The organism is uncultured Planktomarina sp. (assembly GCA_943788425.1).
Taxonomy (GTDB): Bacteria; Pseudomonadota; Alphaproteobacteria; order Rhodobacterales; family Rhodobacteraceae; genus Planktomarina.
Map to the genome: position 1 here is coordinate 334611 of CALSQF010000004.1, position 17180 is coordinate 351790.

The window sequence follows — 17180 nt, forward strand, 5'->3', positions numbered from 1 at the left end:
ATATAATTTCCAAAAATTTTACCTTACCTGCGGTTTTGAGGAGACTGAGTGGTGGGCGACCCTGGAATCGAACCAGGCGTGCGTCTCCGCGAGGGAGTTACAGTCCCCTGCCACACCTTGCGGCCTGTCGCCCACTTAAACTGAGGCAACTGCCTCGGTTTGCGCACGAGTACGACTTAGAAAATCGCGCGTCAACCCGAAAATTGTCTTTGGTGGAGTGATGTGGGAATAAGCGTTAAACCCATTTTTGGTCGATGCATTCTGGGATCGGATTTTGTGCCGGCAGCTGCGATGCGGGCCGATGGGGACTTGCACTGTTAGGCAGGTAAGCGGTCGCGTTTTGTGGGTTTGTCGCCATATTTGTGGTGACCTATAGCTGGGCACTTCGGCGGGCAGGCCAGCCCGTGCGTCGTGAATCTCGAAAGCTCAACTAGCCCTGGCTGTTAGGGCTATGGCCAGGCTTGGCGCGCCAGGATGCTGGGGATCTCATATTAACTGAAAATGCTATAGAATTTAACTTGCGCTCTGCCGAGACACCGCTGCATAAGGCCCCAGCGGCAAGGATCGGAAGATAGATGAAAAAACCCACATGGATTGTTCAAAAGGAACGTGAAAAACGCGAGGCCGCCGCCCAGACCATTTGGCTTTTTGGCATTCATGCGGTGCGCGATGCGCTATTGAACCCCAAGAGGATCAAGCTGCGCTTGCTTTTGACCAAAAACGCCTGTGACCGACTCGGTGAGGCCATCGCAGAGGCTGGGTTGGAGCCAGAGATTGTAGATCCCCGTAAGTTTTCGGCACCGATTGATCCTCAGTCGGTGCATCAAGGGGCGGCTTTGGAGGTCAAAGCTCTGGATTGGGGGCCTTTGAATGAAGTGGCGGCAGTGCGGCCCGGAGAGGCGCCTGTGATTTTACTGCTGGATCGGGTGACTGATCCTCACAACGTGGGTGCGATCTTGCGATCGGCTGAGGTTTTTGGTACAGCAGCTGTCATCGCACCGCATCGCCATTCTGCGCCGGAAACCGGAGCCTTGGCCAAAACAGCCAGCGGTGCTTTAGAGCGGCAGCCCTATCTTCGGGTGCAAAACCTGGCGGATACGATGGAGAGGCTCAAGACGATGGGCTATTTCATCTTTGGATTGGACGGGGAAGCCGAAGCAACATTGGAGGCGACATTGGGCCAGCACAAAGGTCCAACGGCGTTGGTGCTGGGGGCAGAAGGGCCGGGCCTGCGGGACCGCACTAAGGACACTTGTGATGCTCTCGTGAAAATTTCAGCGGCCGGGGGATTTGGCTCGCTCAATGTTTCCAATGCCGCGGCTGTCGGCCTTTATGCGGTGACCCGTTAGTAACGTAATTTGCCCTAGCGCTTAGCTTTTTCCTCAAGGCCCGATTGGGCTGTGCGGCGAGATAGCTCTGCAAATACATCGTCTAAGGCGACATCGCGGGAGGCCAGCATTACCAAGAGGTGATAAAGCACATCGGCTGCCTCAGATGTGAGCGCGACGGGATCGCCTTTGATCGCCTCAATCAACGCTTCAATAGCCTCTTCCCCAAATTTTTCGGCGCATTTGTCCGGGCCCTTTGACAAGAGCTGCGCAGTCCAGCTGCTGCTGGGGTCTGCGGATTTGCGCGCAATGATCGTCTGTTCCAGCTCGTGTAATATCATGACATCCTCATCGGAATTCCTGCTGCAGCCATATGGGTTTTGGCGTCTTGAATGGTAAAATCTCCAAAATGGAAAATTGAAGCTGCCAAAACCGCGCTGGCGCCCCCTTGGGTGACCCCCTCGACCAGGTGTTCCAAGCGTCCCACGCCCCCAGAAGCAATCACAGGCACCGAAACCGCATCTGATACGGCGCGGGTGAGCGGCAGGTTGAAACCCGCGCGCGTGCCGTCGCGATCCATAGAGGTGAGCAATAATTCACCAGCGCCCTTCAAGACAACCGTTCGGGCAAATTTTATCGCGTCAATCCCAGTGGCGCGTCGCCCGCCATGGGTGAAAATTTCCCATTTGCCAGGAGCCACGGTCTTGGCATCTATGGCAACAACAATACATTGGCTACCAAAATGATTTGCCGATTGGGCAATGACATCAGGATCAGCCACAGCGGCAGAATTGAAGCTGACCTTATCTGCGCCCGCCAGCAGTAGGTTGCGCACATCCGCCGGGCTGCGCACGCCGCCGCCAACGGTTAGCGGCATGAAACATTGCTCGGCTGTGCGCCGGGCCAGATCAAACAGCGTGCCGCGATTTTCATGGGTGGCTTTGATGTCAAGAAAGCACAATTCATCAGCCCCCGCCGCATCATAGGCCTGTGCCGCCTCTACCGGGTCGCCAGCGTCCACCAAATCGACGAAATTTACCCCTTTGACCACGCGGCCCTCCGCCACATCCAAGCAAGGTATGATCCGAGTTTTTAGCATGATCGGTCTCCTGCGCGCGCGTTATGGGTCATGCCAGCGCCGCCAAGGCCTGCGACAAATCAATCGCGCCATCATAGAGAGCCCGCCCTGAAATGGCTCCTGAGATCACCCCCGTGGCCTGTAATTCAAGTAAATCTTGCAGGCTTGAAACTCCGCCGGAGGCAATCACTGGGATGGATACGGCGCGCGCTAGGGCTTCGGTGGCGGCGATATTTGGCCCGCCCATGGCACCATCGCGGTTGATATCTGTATAGATTATCGCTGCAATTCCGTCTTGTTCAAACTGTTTGGCCAAATCTGTCACTAAAATATCGGTTTCTATGGCCCAGCCGCGGGTCGCTACGCGGCCTTCGCGGGCATCAAGCCCCACGGCAATTTTCCCGGGAAAAGCCCTTGTGGCTTCACGCACTAAGGCCGAGTTTTCGACGGCCACTGTGCCGAGTATGACGCGTGATAACCCAAGATCAATCCAGGCTGCAATCGTTTCCATATCACGTATTCCGCCGCCAAGTTGGCAGGGTACGGAAACCGTTGAGAGTATATCGCGCACGCTGGCATCGTTCACAGGCGTGCCGGCAAAGGCTCCATTGAGATCTACCAGATGAATCCAGGTACAGCCGGCCTGTTCAAAAGCTAGAGCTTGATCGGTAGGGCTTTCGTTAAACACAGTCGCTTGATCCATTTCGCCCTTGTACAGGCGCACGGCTTGGCCGTCTTTGAGGTCAATTGCGGGATAAAGAATCATAGGGTCTCGCCTTGCGTAAAGTAGGGCCGCTAGGGGCGCCAATTGAGAAAATTTGAGATTAGGCGAAGCCCGGTACTTTGGCTTTTTTCTGGATGAAACTGCATGCCGATGCGCGTGCCGGAGCTGATAATCGCCGAGATTTCAACGCCATAATCCACATGTGCCAATCTGTGCGCCTGGTCTTTGAGAATAAAGTGATAGGAATGCACAAAATAGGCGTGATCGCCATTGTTTAGCCCCGCCAGTACCGGGTGCGTTCCTGTAATCACCAGATCGTTCCAGCCCATATGTGGCACTTTCAGGCTTGGATCGGTCGGTTCAATTGGCTCGATATCTCCGGCGATCCAATCTAAGCCCTTGGTGGTTTGATATTCATGGCCAAAGCTCGCCATCATCTGCATGCCGACGCAAATACCCAAAAAGGGTTTGGCGTCTATTTTGACCGCCTCTAGAAGGGCATCATATAGGCCAGTTTTCTCGACTAAGGCCGCTTTGCAGGCTGGAAAGGCGCCGTCACCCGGCAGCACCAGACGATCCGCACGGCGCAGCATGTCAGGATCCGAGGTGACAATAACCTCTTCATTGGACACTTCTGTCGCCATGCGCTCAAAGGCCTTTTGCGCTGAATGCAAATTTCCACTCTCGTAATCTATTAAGGCTGTCAGCATGAGATTAGAGGCTGCCTTTGGTCGAGGGAATCGCATCAGATTTGCGTGGATCGGTTTCTAGCGCATCGCGAAGTGCCCGGGCGACTGATTTAAACGCCGCCTCCGCTATATGGTGGCTATTTATGCCATGCAATTTGTCGACGTGCAGGGTAATGCCGCCGTGGGTTGAGAGGGCTTGAAAAAATTCGCGCAGGAGTTCGGTATCGAAAGTGCCAATTTTTTGGGTTGGCAGATCGAGGTTCCACACCAAATAGGGGCGACCCGAGAGATCGAGTGCGCAGCGCACCAAAGCGTCATCCATAGCCAGCAGGCAATCGCCGTAGCGCCGAATGCCGCGTTTGTCGCCGAGAGCTTGGGTCAAGGCCTGCCCCAAGGCGATGCCCACATCTTCAACCGTATGATGGTCATCAATGTGCAAATCTCCCGTGCAGCGGATGGTCATGTCAATCAGAGCATGGCGGGCCAGCTGATCTAGCATGTGATCGAAAAAGCCAACGCCGGTCTGATTGTCGTATAGGCCGCTGCCATCGAGATTGAGCTCAACTGAGATTTTGGTCTCTGCGGTATCGCGGGAAATATGGACTGTACGCATTGTCTACCCTTTATGTTCCAGGGCCTTATAATCGGCTTGTGAGCCGTTGAGAAGGGGCAAGCGTGACAAGTGCTGCACCGGTTGGCGGTGGCTCGGAATTTTTTGCAAAAAAGGCGGCACCAAAGGGTACTGCCAGTCTATGTTTCAATTTTGGGAGGAAATTCTAGCTGCCCGGTTCGTAGCGAAAAATGCTGCGGCGCAACAATGCTTAAGGCGGCATTGCCGCTATGTGTGGCGCGCATGCTAGAATGTAGATTTTATCTGTTTTGGGGCAATTGTGCCGCAAATCATACCGGGAGGGAGACGCCTGCGATAAGTCATAAAAAACCCGCGTTTAGCCCGGGTGTCTTTGACCAATTGGAGCGGGCGAAGAGATTCGAACTCTCGACCCTAACCTTGGCAAGGTTATGCTCTACCCCTGAGCTACGCCCGCACCCTTTTGGTTTGGCTGAGATAGCCCCAGTGGATGTTTCCTGCAAGGGGTAAAATGCCATAATTGTCAGATTATTTTGCTCAGGCCGCTTTGCGGGATCTGTATCTAGGACTCGCCATTGAATGCGACTGGACATTCGGGCAGGTCAACATCGACATGATGCAGCAGTGGCGAGAGCGGATCCAAAAGTAAAAACCCATAGCCGCCCGGTTCTGCGACTGAGAGGCTTGAGGCACCGGCACCCAGAACCATAGGCATTTGATGGCAGGGACTTTTGATCATCGCATGGGTGACGCCGCGGTAGGATGAGACGATGATCCTATGGATGTGACCGTTGATGACCATCTTGCAGCGCCCGGAGGCGGCGATCATATCGGCCACTTCGGTGCCGTTTCTAAGATGGATGGCATCCATCCCATCAATGCCGGAGCGCAGCATGTGGTGATGGGATACGATGACCAAAGGTCTCACTTGCCTTAAGCTGAGTTTGCAGCCAGTCCAGACGCGCGCGGCAAAGGCACCCGCTGTGCCGGTCACAGGCTTGCTCATCAAGCGTGTCGAGAAACAGCACGTCGGTTTCGCCAAAGCTGTGACGCCCGTGGCTAAACCCTGCCGCAAACTCTGGGAAGATTTCGGCAAATGCCCCGCGCTGGTCATGATTGCCCAGCATGAGCGTTCCAGGGAAGGGTTGATCGGCAAGGAATTGTTTGAAAATTTCATATTGGGTGACACGCCCGTAGTGCGTTAAATCGCCCATGATGAATAGATGTGCATTATCGGCATGATGCTCGGCGGCATGGTCCAGGCAGAGCCGAAACCGGGCTGCTGGATCTAGACCAAAGATCTGATTGCGCGGCTCCGTGATGTGAATATCTGACATCAATAGGATTTTTGCAGCCATGAGGCTCTCCTTACGGGGCGATTTAACTATTCGAATTCTATCAGCAAATCCTTGGCATCAATCTGAGCGCCGGGGGTGACATGAACGGCTTTGATCACCGCGTCGCGCTCTGCATGTAGGCCGGTCTCCATTTTCATGGCCTCAATGGTCAGCAGCAAATCCCCGGCGCGTACCTGCGCTCCGGTAAAGGCGGCCACAGACGCAACAACACCGGGCATGGGCGCCCCGATGTGATTGGCATTGCCATTTTCGGCTTTCGGCCGGGCGGCGCTTGTGGATTTAACCTTGCGATTGGGCACTCGTATCACCCGGGGCTGCCCGTTTAGCTCAAAGAACACGCGCGCATCGCCCGCGTCATTGGTCTCACCAACGGCTTGCAACAAGATCTCGAGGGTTTTACCCGGGTCAATTTCAGCGGTGATCTCCTCACCTGGCTGCATACCATAAAAGAAGGTTTGGGTGGGCAGCGCTCGCACAGGGCCATAGGTGCGGTGGCGGCCCATATAATCGAGAAACACTTTTGGATACATTAAATAGCCGTTCAAATCCTCATCATCGACCTTTTTGCCCTCCAAAAGCACGCTAACCTCCGAACGCTGGACCTCCAGATCTGCCGCCGGCATGGATTTGCCTGGCCGCTCTGTCATGGGGTGCTGCCCCTTGAGGATTTTGGCAGAGATGCTTGCAGGAAATCCGCCGGGGGGCTGTCCAAGATTGCCGCGCATCATATCGACCACGCTGTCAGGAAAGGCCACATCGTGTTCCGGGTCTTCGACCTCAGCGCGGGTTAATCCTTGTGACACCATCATCAGCGCCATGTCGCCGACCACTTTTGAACTGGGTGTCACTTTTACAATATCGCCGAACATTTGGTTCACATCCGCATAGGTCTGCGCCACATCCTCCCAGCGATCTTCCAGGCCCAAAGAGCGGGCTTGGGCTTTGAGATTGGTAAATTGGCCGCCGGGCATTTCATGCAGGTAGACCTCAGAGGCCGGCGCTTGCAACCCGCTTTCAAAAGCGCTGTATTGTGCGCGGACTTGCTCCCAATAGCCGCTGATCTTGCGGATCTCAGCAATATTTAAGCCCGTGTCCCGTCCAGTATGGGCCAGAGCCTCTACGATGGAGCCCAAAGCTGGCTGCGATGTGCCGCCGGCAAAGGCATCCATCGCCGCATCCACTGCATCCACACCGGCTTCGGCCGCCGCCAGAACGGTGGCCCCAGAAATGCCCGAGGTGTCATGGGTATGGAAATGAATGGGAAGGCCAACTTCTTGCTTCAGAGCGCCAATCAAAGCCTTGGCCGCCGTGGGCTTCAGCAGTCCCGCCATATCTTTGAGTCCCAGCACATGCGCACCGGCAGCTTCCAACTCCTTGGCCATCGAAACATAGTATTTCAGATCATATTTTGCGCGATCGGGATTCAGAATATCACCGGTGTAACAGATCGTGCCTTCGCAGACCCGATCCGCTTCGATCACAGCGTCCATAGCGATGCGCATATTTTCCACCCAATTGAGGCTGTCAAACACGCGGAAGACGTCCACACCCGTCTGTGCTGCTTGTCGTACAAAGAATTGCACCACATTGTCAGGATAGTTGGTATAGCCCACCCCGTTGCTGGCGCGCAAAAGCATTTGGGTCATGATATTGGGCATGCCCGCGCGCAAATCGCGCAATCGCTGCCAAGGGCATTCTTGCAAAAAGCGATAGGCCACATCAAAGGTCGCTCCGCCCCAGCATTCAACCGAAAATAGCCCAGGTAGCCCCGCCGCGTAGGCGGGAGCAATTTTTACCATGTCATGGCTGCGCATGCGCGTTGCTAAAAGCGATTGATGCCCGTCGCGCATGGTGGTGTCGGTCAACAAGAGGCTGTCTTGCGCCTTCATCCAATCGGCCAGACCCTTCGGACCCCGCGCAGTCAGAATATCCTTAGTCCCCTCAGCGCGGTCACCGAGGGCAATTGGCGTTTTAGGCGGCTTAATATCGCTGGCAGGGCGGGCCTGATCTTGGGTTTCAGGATGTCCGTTGACCGTAATATCTGCAATATAGGTCAAGATCTTCGTGGCTCGATCGCGCCGCTTGCTGAATTTGAACAGGTCAGCTGTCGTGTCGATAAAGCTGGTGGTATATTCGTAATTCAAGAAGGTGGGATGCTTAAGCAGATTTTCCACGAAGGCGATATTGGTGCTTACACCGCGAATCCGAAATTCGCGCAACGCTCGGTCCATCCGTGCAATTGCAGCCTCAGGTGTTGGTGCCCAAGCGGTGACCTTTTCTAGCAGGCTGTCATAATAGCGGGTGATGACAGCGCCAGAATAGGCCGTGCCGCCATCCAGCCGAATACCCATGCCCGTCGCGCCACGATAGGCGGTGATGCGACCGTAATCTGGGATGAAATTATTTGACGGATCTTCTGTGGTCACGCGGCATTGAATCGCGTGGCCGTCCAGCCGCACATCGTCTTGGCAGGCCGTGCCTGTGGCTTCGGCCAGAGGTTTTCCCTCAGCAATAAGGATCTGCGCCCGCACGATATCGATGCCGGTGACCTCTTCTGTCACCGTATGTTCCACCTGCACCCGCGGGTTCACCTCAATGAAATAGAACTCTTGACTGTCCATATCCATTAAGAACTCAACTGTGCCGGCACATTCATAATTTACATGGGCGCAGATCTTCTTTCCAAGAGCGCAAATTTCAGCCCGTTGGGCCTCAGTCAAATAGGGGGCCGGCGCGCGCTCGACAACTTTTTGGTTGCGGCGCTGAACGGAGCAATCGCGCTCATAGAGGTGATAAATATCGCCAAATTTATCGCCCAAGATTTGCACTTCGACATGGCGTGCGCGCTCGATCATCCGCTCCAGGTAGCCTTCACCATTGCCAAAGGCCGCCTCTGCTTCACGTCGGCCTTCCAAAACTTTCTCTTCCAATTCCTCGGCATTATGTATCGGACGCATGCCGCGCCCACCGCCGCCCCAGCTGGCTTTCAGCATCAAAGGATAACCAATGTTCGCTGCCTTTGCTCGGATTGTATCCATTTCATTGCCAAGAACATCGGTGGCTGGAACAACCGGTACCTGTGCTTCAATCGCCACGCGGCGCGCGCTCGCCTTGTCGCCCAACTTGCGCATGGTCTCGGCCTTCGGACCGATAAAGGCGATGTTCGCTGCCGTGCAGGCATCTACAAAATCGGGGTTCTCTGACAAAAGACCATAGCCGGGATGGATAGCATCCGCGCCGCAGGCCTTGGCCACGCGCAAAATTTCTTCAATGCTCAAATAGGCTGCAACCGGCCCCAGGCCTTCGCCGATCTTATAGGCTTCATCCGCTTTGAAACGATGTAGGCCGAGCTTGTCCTCTTCGGCATAGACAGCCACCGTGCGCTTGCCCAATTCATTTGCCGCACGCATGATGCGAATTGCAATTTCACCACGATTGGCAATCAGGATTTTTTTGAAGTCGGCCATGAGTGTTCCTCGTTGCAATGCACCTGCAGCATTTAAAGCTAGAATTTCCAGAGTTACAAATTGTTTTTGAGCCCGTATCGCCACTACTCGCGCGTAAATCAGATTTTAATATCAGGAAAACTCGAATTCCTATCCAATCAAATATGCTAATAAATCAATATTTATGCATCAAATCGGGCAAGTCACTCAGATGGGTCGCGGCAATTTGGATCATATTTGACTTCAAATCATCCACCAACATATCATATAAATGTGCCGGACCTTTTGTGCCAACAGCCCCAAGTGCATAGTGCCAAGCCCGCCCCATCATGACAAAATCCGCGCCCAATGCGAGCGCCCGCAGCATGTCCAAGCCCCCCTCAATACCGCTGTCGAAAATAAGTGGTAGCTTTGTTGCTGCTTTGACGGCCGGCAGCATATCAATAGCCGCAGGGCTGCCGGCAAATTGCCGACCTGCGTGGTTGGAGACCCAAACCGCATCCACGCCGAGCCCCTCCAAGGGCGTGGCATCATCAGGGCACATCACGCCCTTAACAATTAAAGGTCCATCCCATGCGTCTCGCAACAGTTTCACGTAGCTGTGATCTGGTGCGGTGCGCAGCAGATAACCGACGTGGTTGTTGGAGGGCAGGGAGGCCACGCTCTCCATGACCGCCTTGCCGTAGGTTTCAATCATTTTCATGCGTGGCTTGCCGTTGAGCGCGGTGCGCAGGGCCCATTCTGGACAGCCGGCCACCTGCGCCAGAATTCGGGGTGTGAGGCGCGGTGGCTGTACCAGCCCGCCGCGAATCTGCCGTTCGCGCCGCGATTGCGCTGGCACGTCGATGGTCACCACCAAAGTGGTAAAGCCCGCGTTTTTCACCCGCTGGATCATATCATTGCGGATAGCTTCATCGCGGGGCGGGTACATCTGAAACCATCCCATTTCACCCAGATAAGGGGCCACATCTTCGGGTGTGGTGGTCGCAACCGTTGACATGCCGTAGGGAATTTTTGCGCCCGCCGCAAACCCGGCCAGCGTTTTTTCCGCGCCCGGCCACATCAAGCCTGACATGCCAACCGGCGCAATGCCGAACGGAGCGGAATATGATCTGCCAAGAAATTCCGTCGCCAATTGTGGTTTGATTTCGCCGCGAAGCCCGCGCGGGACAAAATGGATCGCGTCTAATGATGAGCGGTTGCGATGCAATGTGCTTTCATCACCCGTGGCGCTGTCGAGATATTCCCAAGCAAAATGCGGAATTCTCTTGCGCGCTTTTGAGCGTAAGTCTGAAATGGCGGGGTAATTTGAGTTGAGATCCATATGCAAGCGCTTACATCATTTAAATTGCGAGTTTAAGCCTTATTTTCGCTTCGATTTGCATTTTTATGAAAACATAAGAACACAACGCGAACAATTGTTTCACTTTGGGGCAAATAACGCTAGATTGACCATATGAGCAGTTTTGATGAATCAGAGGCCTTTGAGGCCGCCGCATCCCCCAGCTTGAGTCAAATGGCCATGGCTGCCCGCCCGACGCCCTATATGGACGGGCTGAACCCGGCGCAACGCGCGGCGGTGGAACAGTTGAGTGGACCTGTTTTGATGCTGGCGGGGGCAGGGACCGGTAAGACCAAAGCGCTCACCGCCCGCATCGCGCATTTGCTGAATACGGGCACGGCGCGTCCTAATGAAATTCTCTCGGTCACTTTTACCAATAAGGCCGCGCGCGAGATGAAAGATCGGGTGGGCCATTTGATTGGTCAGGTTGAGGGCATGCCTTGGATGGGCACGTTTCACTCGATCTGTGTTAAAATCCTGCGCCGACATGCAGAATTGGTGGGTCTGAAAAGCAATTTTACCATTCTGGACAGCGACGATCAGCTGCGGTTGATGAAGCAATTGATTTCAGCGGCCAAGATTGACGACAAACGCTGGCCTGCACGGCAATTGGCAAGCATCATTGATGGCTGGAAAAACAGAGCCTGGACACCAGGGCAAGTTCCGGCGTCGGAGGCTGGCGTTTATGACAACAAGGGCGTTGAGCTTTTCGCGCAATATCAAATTCGCTTGCGCGATTTGAATGCCGCAGATTTTGGTGACTTGCTTTTGCATGTGGTGACAATTTTTCAAGACCACAGCGAAGTTTTGGCCCAATACCAGAGGTTTTTTCGCTATATTTTGGTGGATGAATATCAAGATACCAATGTGGCGCAATATTTGTGGCTACGGCTTTTGGCGCAGGAGCATCAGAATATTTGCTGTGTTGGCGATGATGATCAGTCGATTTACGGCTGGCGCGGTGCAGAGGTGGGAAATATTTTGCGGTTTGAGACAGACTTTCCCGGCTCACATGTGGTGCGCTTGGAGCAAAACTACCGCTCTACCCCGCATATTCTTGCTGCGGCCAGCGCGGTGATCGACGGCAATAAAGGCCGTTTGGGCAAGACGCTTTGGACCGCAAAGGACGACGGCGAAAAGCTGCGCCTGATTGGCCATTGGGATGGCGAAGAAGAGGCCCGTTGGATCGGTGAGGAGATCGAAGCGGCGCAGCGCGGCACGCGCGGGCAAGCGGCTTTTGATCTCGACAGCATGGCAATTTTGGTGCGTGCCTCCCATCAAATGCGCGCGTTTGAAGATCGCTTTTTGACCATCGGTCTGCCCTATCGTGTAATTGGTGGCCCCCGGTTTTATGAACGGATGGAAATTCGAGATGCCATGGCCTATTTTCGTCTGGCGGTCAGCACCGATGACGATCTGGCCTTTGAGCGAATTGTCAACACGCCGAAGCGCGGGCTTGGGAACAAAGCGCAGCAGAAAATCCAAACTGCTGCCCGTAGCAATGGCGTGTCCTTAGTGGACGGCGCGCGAATTTTGCTGGCGGCGAAAGATCTGGGTGGCAAGGGCGCCGTGGAACTGGCGCGCCTGATAGATGGCATTGACCGTTGGCACGCACAGATCCGCCAGCAGACTGACACCCATGTGGAGTTGGCCGAAATAATCCTCGATGAAAGTGGCTACACCACCCATTGGCAAAATGATAAAACGCCAGAGGCTCCGGGGCGCTTGGAAAACCTCAAAGAGCTGGTCAAGGCGTTGGAAGGGTTTGAGAACCTGCAAGGGTTTTTGGAACATGTCAGCCTGATCATGGACAATGAACAGCAAGCAGATGGGGCAAAGGTCTCGATCATGACGCTACATGCGGCCAAGGGGCTGGAATTCCCGATGGTGTTTTTGCCTGGTTGGGAAGACGGTCTCTTTCCCTCGCAGCGTTCCATGGACGAAAGTGGCCTTAAGGGATTGGAGGAAGAGCGGCGCCTGGCCTATGTGGGTATTACACGCGCCGAAGAAATTTGTACGATTTCTTTTGCTGCAAATCGCCGGGTCTATGGGCAATGGCAATCGGCGTTGCCAAGCCGGTTTATCGACGAGCTGCCGAGCGTGCATGTGGATGTACTCACCCCGCCCGGGCTTTACGGTGGCAGCTTTGGGGCCGCCGGTATGGCGTCTAGCGCCAACCCTGCGGTGCAGGAGGCGGCGGGCAGCGGTATTTTTGAACGGGCCAGCAAAGCCGATGTGTATAATTCACCGGGCTGGCGGCGCTTACAAGAGCGCAGCAGCCAACGCGGTATGCGCCAACCACAGCAAGCAACCCATATGACCATCGACATGACCGCGGTCTCGGCCTTTTGCGTTGGAGATCGCGTGTTTCACCAAAAATTTGGCTATGGCGAAGTTTTAACCATTGAGGGCGACAAGTTGGACATCGAATTTGACAAAGCGGGCTCAAAGAAGGTCGTCGCGCAATATATCCAAAGTGCCGATGCGGTTGGCGACCTGCCGTTTTAGGACTCCGGTTGGTGGATTTATCTTGAGTACATTGCGGACATGCGCCACAAAATCTGCATGCTCTTGTCCTGAAGGCGCGCGGCAATGATTCTACATGAAGAGCCTGTAATTGCCAACTCACTTTGGTCGGCCACTGCGACGCCCTCTGAGCCCTGTCCAGAGCTGCAGGCGGATGTATCAGCGGATGTGGCGATTGTGGGCGCGGGGTTTACTGGCCTTTCGGCGGCGCTGCACCTGGCACAAATGGGCCGCTCTGTTGTGGTTTTGGAGGCGCAAACTCCGGGATGGGGCGCTTCAGGGCGCAATGGAGGGCAGGTCAATCCGGGATTGATCGCGGCGCCCAATGACGCAATTGCGCGCTTCGGACCGGAGATGGGCCGGCGGATGATCCGGCTTTCAGGTAAGGCCGCGCAGCTGGTATTTGATTTGATCGCCCAGCACAAAATTCAATGCGATGCGCGCCCGGTGGGTTGGTTGCGCGCGGCTCATAATCGTGGCGGCATGACGTCTTTGGTGCAAAAAGCCGAACAATGGGCGCAACATGGGGCGGAATTGACGCTTTTATCGCAAACAGAAGTGGCGCAGGTCATTGGTACGAACGCCTATATAGGTGGCCTGATCGACCCACGTGGTGGCAATCTGCATCCACTCAACTATGCTTTGGGCCTATGTGAGGCCGCCCGAGCTGCTGGGGTGCGGATCTTTGGGGACTCTCGGGTTGAAAAATTGCAGCGCCGCGGTCAAGAGCATCTGCTGGTTACGAAACGCGGGCAGCTGCGCGCTGGGCGGGTGCTGCTGTGCACCAACGGCTACAGTGGTCCTTTACATCGGGGCTTGCAACAATCCGTGGTGCCGATCCGCTCGGTACAAGTGGCGACAGAGCCGCTCTCAAAAGAGCTGCGCGCCCATATCCTGCCGGGACGTCATGCACCTTCTGATACCCGCCGGCTCCTGTCCTATTTTCGGATGGATGCGGCAGGGCGTTTTGTGATGGGCGCGCGCGGTGGCTATTCTGTTCAGGCCACACGGGCCCGTCTCGCCCAAGCTCGCGCATGGTCGATCAAGCTCTTTCCTCAATTGACGGGAGCGCGTTGGGAGTTTGAGTGGGGCGGTTACATCGCCGCCACCGCTGATCAATACCCGCATTTGCATGATTTCGGAAATGGCATGGCTGCGGGGCTTGGGTATAACGGGCGTGGGGTGGCCATGGCCACCGCCATGGGGAAGGTTTTGGCCGCTTGGGCTGTGGGCAGGCCTCATGCGGATCTGGATTTTCCGGTGACGCGCCTGCGGAAAATTCCTTTTCATCCATTCTATCCCCTGGGTGTAGAGGCCAGGGTTGCCTATTATCGTCTTTGCGATGGATTGGGGCTTTAGCGGCCTGACCACTTGCCGCTCAGTTTAACGTTGCAATCGGCGCGAGAGACAGAAGCAAAAGTCCCGCCATCGTCCAGTTAAAGCCGCGCAGCCGCGCTGGCGTTGTCAAAAACCGTCGCATTTTCAGCCCGAGTACTAGCCAGACGCTGATGCAGGGCAGGTTAATGGTGCCGAAAATAAGGGCAACAGTGATGACGTCTGTACTGGTCACGGGCTGGGGCGCATAAACCGTCACCGCAGCCAGGGCCATGGTCCAGGCCTTTGGGTTTACCCATTGAAAGGCCGCGGCTTGCCAGAACGTAATGGGCTTGCCTGTAGGTTCTGGGCTGTCTAGGTTTGTGCTGGCTGTTGCTGTTTTATAGGTTAAATAAATCAGATAGATGACCGAAATACCGCCAAGCAGCTGATGCGCCACAGGATAGGCTTCAAAGAGCTGCGCCACACCCAATCCGATGGCGATAATCATGAAGGTAAATCCCAAAACAATCCCAGATGCATGGGGCAGCGCGCGCCGCGCACCGAAATTGGCTCCAGTGGCCATAAGCATCAAGTTGTTGGGCCCGGGCGTGATCGAGGAAACAAAGCAAAAGAGCACGAGACCGGTCAGCAAAGAATAAGTCATAGGCTGGAGGTATTACCGCAGCCGGCAAAACTCAACAACCCGTAGGATCGAATATCGGACAAAAAACGGCGCCATCCGGGAGAAAGATGGCGCCGTTTTATGCAGGCTTCAGGGAGGAGAAAGCCTCGTTCACAGATCCAAGGCTTAGGCGCTGGATCTGCAAAACTTATGTCTGACTTATTTGCCGAATGCGGCTTCCAGAGCGATGCCTTTGATCGCGGAGCGATGAATGCCAAGATCCGACAGCTCGCGGCCGGTCAAGGATTGCAATTCGGAAATTGTTTTGCGGTACAGGGCACGTTTGGCCATTTGCTCACGCAAAGCGGTCCAGCGCGCTACGATCGCAGCGCTGAAAGAAGGGGCGGTTACATTGAAATCTGTTACCATTGTCATCGTTCTATCCTCTATATCAACCGGAGTGTTGATGCGCTCTATGTGGAGCGCGTGGCCATGTTTCGCAACGCATGTTTGGGAATTGCCGCTATGCAGCATTTGCATGGCTCTCTCGGCGTAGCGCGCCTGGGCTTGCATCAGGTGATTTGCACGGGCATAGCTGCGCAGAGAATTGAGGAGAGCTAGGATGCCAATCGACCGTTCTGATATTTTGGCCGCTTTGGCCCGTCTGCAATTGCCCGATGGGGGGGATCTGGTGAGCCGCGATTTCATTCGCGCGGTTGTCGTGGAGGGGGAGGCGGTGCGTTTCGTCATTGAAGCGCCAACGCCAGAGATCGCCGGCAAGCTGGCTGACATTCGCGCCGCTGCAGAGCAAATTGTGATGCAGCTCGACGGAGTGTCCAGTGTCACCGCAGTGGTCACAGCACATGAGCAAAAGCCTGCGCCACCGAATTTGAAATTGGGTGGCCATCCCAAACCGCAAGACGGGCCGCTCAAAGTGCCGGGTGTGGATCGAGTCGTGGCGATTGCCTCAGGCAAGGGTGGGGTTGGTAAATCTACGGTATCCTCCAATTTGGCAGTGGCCTTGGCCAAACAAGGCCGAAGGGTAGGGCTGCTTGACGCGGATATATATGGCCCGAGCCAGCCGCGTATGATGGGAGTGAGCAAACGCCCGGCCAGTCCCGATGGTAAGGTTATTATTCCGCTCCAGGCCCATGGCGTCACGATGATGTCGATTGGTCTGATGGTCGATCCGAATAAGGCGGTTGTCTGGCGCGGTCCGATGCTGATGGGCGCATTGCAGCAGATGCTCAATCAGGTGCAATGGGGGAAGTTGGATGTCTTGATTATCGACTTGCCGCCCGGCACAGGTGATGTTCAGCTGACACTATGCCAGAAGACTGAGCTAACTGGCGCCATTGTGGTCTCTACCCCGCAGGATGTCGCGCTGTTGGATGCACGCAAGGCTTTGGATATGTTCGCCACGTTGCATACGCCCATTTTGGGCATGATTGAGAATATGAGCCAATATATCTGCCCCAAATGTGGCCATGAAGCACATATATTCGGGCATGGGGGCGTGGCCTTGGAGGCGCAGAAGTTGGGAGTGCCGCTCTTGGGCTCTTTGCCATTGGATTTGGACGTGCGTCTTGCAGGTGACAGTGGCAAACCAGCCGCGGTGGGCGATGGGCCGATGGCCCAGGCATATGCGGAGCTGGCGCGCGGGCTGATTGCTTCGGATATTGCATAAACCGCCGGCGGGGCTGGATGAGCACAGCGGCCTCGGGATCTGTAGGCCTTCCGCTCATCTCTAGGAAAGCATGCGATGGAAAGCAAGCGATCTGGGAAACCATGGGAGTTGTTATGCGAAGCCATAGTTCGTAGGTTGCCGACCAGCGATTCCGCGAGTGTACGCCGTAATTTTGCATATTTTGGCACCAAATATGTTATATTTCTTCCAAATACTCTCATTTGTGCAAAAAATTGGGAAATCATGGCTCATGAATTATCTCACTACATTTGGTGGTCTGTTGATTGCTTTACAGCTTTATGTGGTAGTTCACCTTCCAAAACTTATGATTTTTCGATAAAATTAAAGCAGTCTTGGGGGTGATTGCAAAAATTTCCTATTGATTACCATGAATTCCCATGCAAATATCTATGTATGGAAGCAGTCAAAGATCAACGCCCCACTAAAAGAAGGGCAAAGGCGAGCGTAGGATGC

General features: G+C 54.9%; 15 protein-coding genes and 2 tRNA genes. 4 read left to right on the plus strand and 13 right to left on the minus strand.

What is annotated here, in order from left to right; translation table 11 throughout:
* Positions 1 to 49: 49 nt before the first annotated feature.
* A tRNA-Tyr gene (locus ABLW18_RS04905) sits at positions 50 to 133 on the minus strand.
* Positions 134 to 575: 442 nt separating this feature from the next.
* On the opposite strand from ABLW18_RS04905, the gene rlmB reads away from it, so the two are divergent.
* Complete coding sequence (rlmB, locus tag ABLW18_RS04910; protein WP_347823731.1) at positions 576 to 1349, plus strand: 23S rRNA (guanosine(2251)-2'-O)-methyltransferase RlmB; 774 nt, start codon at positions 576 to 578, stop codon at positions 1347 to 1349.
* Positions 1350 to 1363: 14 nt separating this feature from the next.
* Here the strand turns inward: rlmB and ABLW18_RS04915 are convergent, their stop codons facing one another.
* From ABLW18_RS04915 to ABLW18_RS04960, 10 genes are all read right to left on the minus strand, one after another.
* Positions 1364 to 1669, minus strand: a complete 306-nt coding sequence (locus ABLW18_RS04915) for a phosphoribosyl-ATP diphosphatase (protein ID WP_347823732.1) — start codon at positions 1667 to 1669, stop codon at positions 1364 to 1366.
* Positions 1666 to 2427, minus strand: a complete 762-nt coding sequence (gene hisF, locus ABLW18_RS04920; RefSeq protein WP_347823733.1) for an imidazole glycerol phosphate synthase subunit HisF — start codon at positions 2425 to 2427, stop codon at positions 1666 to 1668. Before hisF ends, ABLW18_RS04915 begins: the two co-directional genes overlap by 4 nt.
* Before the next feature lie 28 nt (positions 2428 to 2455).
* Positions 2456 to 3172, minus strand: a complete 717-nt coding sequence (gene hisA, locus ABLW18_RS04925) for a 1-(5-phosphoribosyl)-5-[(5-phosphoribosylamino)methylideneamino]imidazole-4-carboxamide isomerase (protein WP_347823734.1) — start codon at positions 3170 to 3172, stop codon at positions 2456 to 2458.
* 29 nt (positions 3173 to 3201) lie between these two features.
* Complete coding sequence (gene hisH / locus ABLW18_RS04930) at positions 3202 to 3840, minus strand: imidazole glycerol phosphate synthase subunit HisH (protein WP_347823735.1); 639 nt, start codon at positions 3838 to 3840, stop codon at positions 3202 to 3204.
* A 4-nt stretch (positions 3841 to 3844) separates the two neighbouring features.
* Complete coding sequence (gene hisB, locus ABLW18_RS04935; protein ID WP_347823736.1) at positions 3845 to 4432, minus strand: imidazoleglycerol-phosphate dehydratase HisB; 588 nt, start codon at positions 4430 to 4432, stop codon at positions 3845 to 3847.
* A 358-nt stretch (positions 4433 to 4790) separates the two neighbouring features.
* Positions 4791 to 4865: transfer RNA gene (locus tag ABLW18_RS04940), tRNA-Gly, on the minus strand.
* Positions 4866 to 4970: 105 nt separating this feature from the next.
* On the minus strand, positions 4971 to 5327 hold the full coding sequence (locus tag ABLW18_RS04945; protein WP_347823737.1) for a hypothetical protein: 357 nt from the start codon (positions 5325 to 5327) through the stop codon (positions 4971 to 4973).
* The gene (locus ABLW18_RS04950; RefSeq protein ID WP_347823738.1) at positions 5284 to 5766 is read right to left on the minus strand and encodes a metallophosphoesterase; all 483 of its coding nucleotides are present in this window, start codon (positions 5764 to 5766) and stop codon (positions 5284 to 5286) included. The genes ABLW18_RS04945 and ABLW18_RS04950 overlap by 44 nt, the downstream gene beginning before the upstream one ends.
* A gap of 26 nt (positions 5767 to 5792) precedes the next feature.
* Entirely contained in the window at positions 5793 to 9233 is a 3441-nt protein-coding gene (locus ABLW18_RS04955; protein WP_347823739.1) for a pyruvate carboxylase, read from the minus strand.
* Between the two features lie 154 nt (positions 9234 to 9387).
* The gene (locus ABLW18_RS04960; protein ID WP_347823740.1) at positions 9388 to 10536 is read right to left on the minus strand and encodes an alpha-hydroxy acid oxidase; all 1149 of its coding nucleotides are present in this window, start codon (positions 10534 to 10536) and stop codon (positions 9388 to 9390) included.
* 132 nt (positions 10537 to 10668) lie between these two features.
* Between ABLW18_RS04960 and ABLW18_RS04965 the strand changes: the two genes are divergently transcribed.
* Together ABLW18_RS04965 and ABLW18_RS04970 are read left to right on the plus strand one after the other, a co-directional pair.
* Positions 10669 to 13062, plus strand: coding sequence for a UvrD-helicase domain-containing protein (locus tag ABLW18_RS04965; protein WP_347823741.1), 2394 nt, complete (start codon positions 10669 to 10671; stop codon positions 13060 to 13062).
* A gap of 84 nt (positions 13063 to 13146) precedes the next feature.
* The gene (locus ABLW18_RS04970; protein WP_347823742.1) at positions 13147 to 14439 is read left to right on the plus strand and encodes an FAD-binding oxidoreductase; all 1293 of its coding nucleotides are present in this window, start codon (positions 13147 to 13149) and stop codon (positions 14437 to 14439) included.
* A gap of 19 nt (positions 14440 to 14458) precedes the next feature.
* Here ABLW18_RS04970 and ABLW18_RS04975 read toward each other — a convergent pair whose 3' ends face one another.
* The gene (locus ABLW18_RS04975) at positions 14459 to 15061 is read right to left on the minus strand and encodes a LysE family translocator (RefSeq protein ID WP_347823743.1); all 603 of its coding nucleotides are present in this window, start codon (positions 15059 to 15061) and stop codon (positions 14459 to 14461) included.
* 177 nt (positions 15062 to 15238) lie between these two features.
* Positions 15239 to 15727, minus strand: a complete 489-nt coding sequence (locus ABLW18_RS04980; RefSeq protein WP_347823744.1) for a DUF1127 domain-containing protein — start codon at positions 15725 to 15727, stop codon at positions 15239 to 15241.
* On the opposite strand from ABLW18_RS04980, the gene ABLW18_RS04985 reads away from it, so the two are divergent.
* Positions 15642 to 16706, plus strand: coding sequence for an Mrp/NBP35 family ATP-binding protein (locus tag ABLW18_RS04985; RefSeq protein ID WP_347823745.1), 1065 nt, complete (start codon positions 15642 to 15644; stop codon positions 16704 to 16706). The genes ABLW18_RS04980 and ABLW18_RS04985 overlap by 86 nt on opposite strands.
* The last annotated feature ends 474 nt before the right edge of the window (positions 16707 to 17180 follow it).

Excerpts from the sequence above, each read along its gene's own strand:
- hisA (WP_347823734.1), bottom strand. The coding sequence starts at position 3,172 with ATGATTCTTTATCCCGCAATTGACCTCAAAGACGGCCAAGCCGTGCGC.
- hisH (WP_347823735.1), bottom strand. The coding sequence starts at position 3,840 with ATGCTGACAGCCTTAATAGATTACGAGAGTGGAAATTTGCATTCAGCG.
- ABLW18_RS04960 (WP_347823740.1), bottom strand. The coding sequence starts at position 10,536 with ATGGATCTCAACTCAAATTACCCCGCCATTTCAGACTTACGCTCAAAA.
- ABLW18_RS04950 (WP_347823738.1), bottom strand. The coding sequence starts at position 5,766 with ATGGCTGCAAAAATCCTATTGATGTCAGATATTCACATCACGGAGCCG.
- ABLW18_RS04965 (WP_347823741.1), top strand. The coding sequence starts at position 10,669 with ATGAGCAGTTTTGATGAATCAGAGGCCTTTGAGGCCGCCGCATCCCCC.
- rlmB (WP_347823731.1), top strand. The coding sequence starts at position 576 with ATGAAAAAACCCACATGGATTGTTCAAAAGGAACGTGAAAAACGCGAG.
- ABLW18_RS04970 (WP_347823742.1), top strand. The coding sequence starts at position 13,147 with ATGATTCTACATGAAGAGCCTGTAATTGCCAACTCACTTTGGTCGGCC.
- ABLW18_RS04980 (WP_347823744.1), bottom strand. The coding sequence starts at position 15,727 with ATGAAATCGCGGCTCACCAGATCCCCCCCATCGGGCAATTGCAGACGG.
- hisB (WP_347823736.1), bottom strand. The coding sequence starts at position 4,432 with ATGCGTACAGTCCATATTTCCCGCGATACCGCAGAGACCAAAATCTCA.
- hisF (WP_347823733.1), bottom strand. The coding sequence starts at position 2,427 with ATGCTAAAAACTCGGATCATACCTTGCTTGGATGTGGCGGAGGGCCGC.
- ABLW18_RS04975 (WP_347823743.1), bottom strand. The coding sequence starts at position 15,061 with ATGACTTATTCTTTGCTGACCGGTCTCGTGCTCTTTTGCTTTGTTTCC.
- ABLW18_RS04985 (WP_347823745.1), top strand. The coding sequence starts at position 15,642 with ATGCCAATCGACCGTTCTGATATTTTGGCCGCTTTGGCCCGTCTGCAA.
- ABLW18_RS04955 (WP_347823739.1), bottom strand. The coding sequence starts at position 9,233 with ATGGCCGACTTCAAAAAAATCCTGATTGCCAATCGTGGTGAAATTGCA.
- ABLW18_RS04915 (WP_347823732.1), bottom strand. The coding sequence starts at position 1,669 with ATGATATTACACGAGCTGGAACAGACGATCATTGCGCGCAAATCCGCA.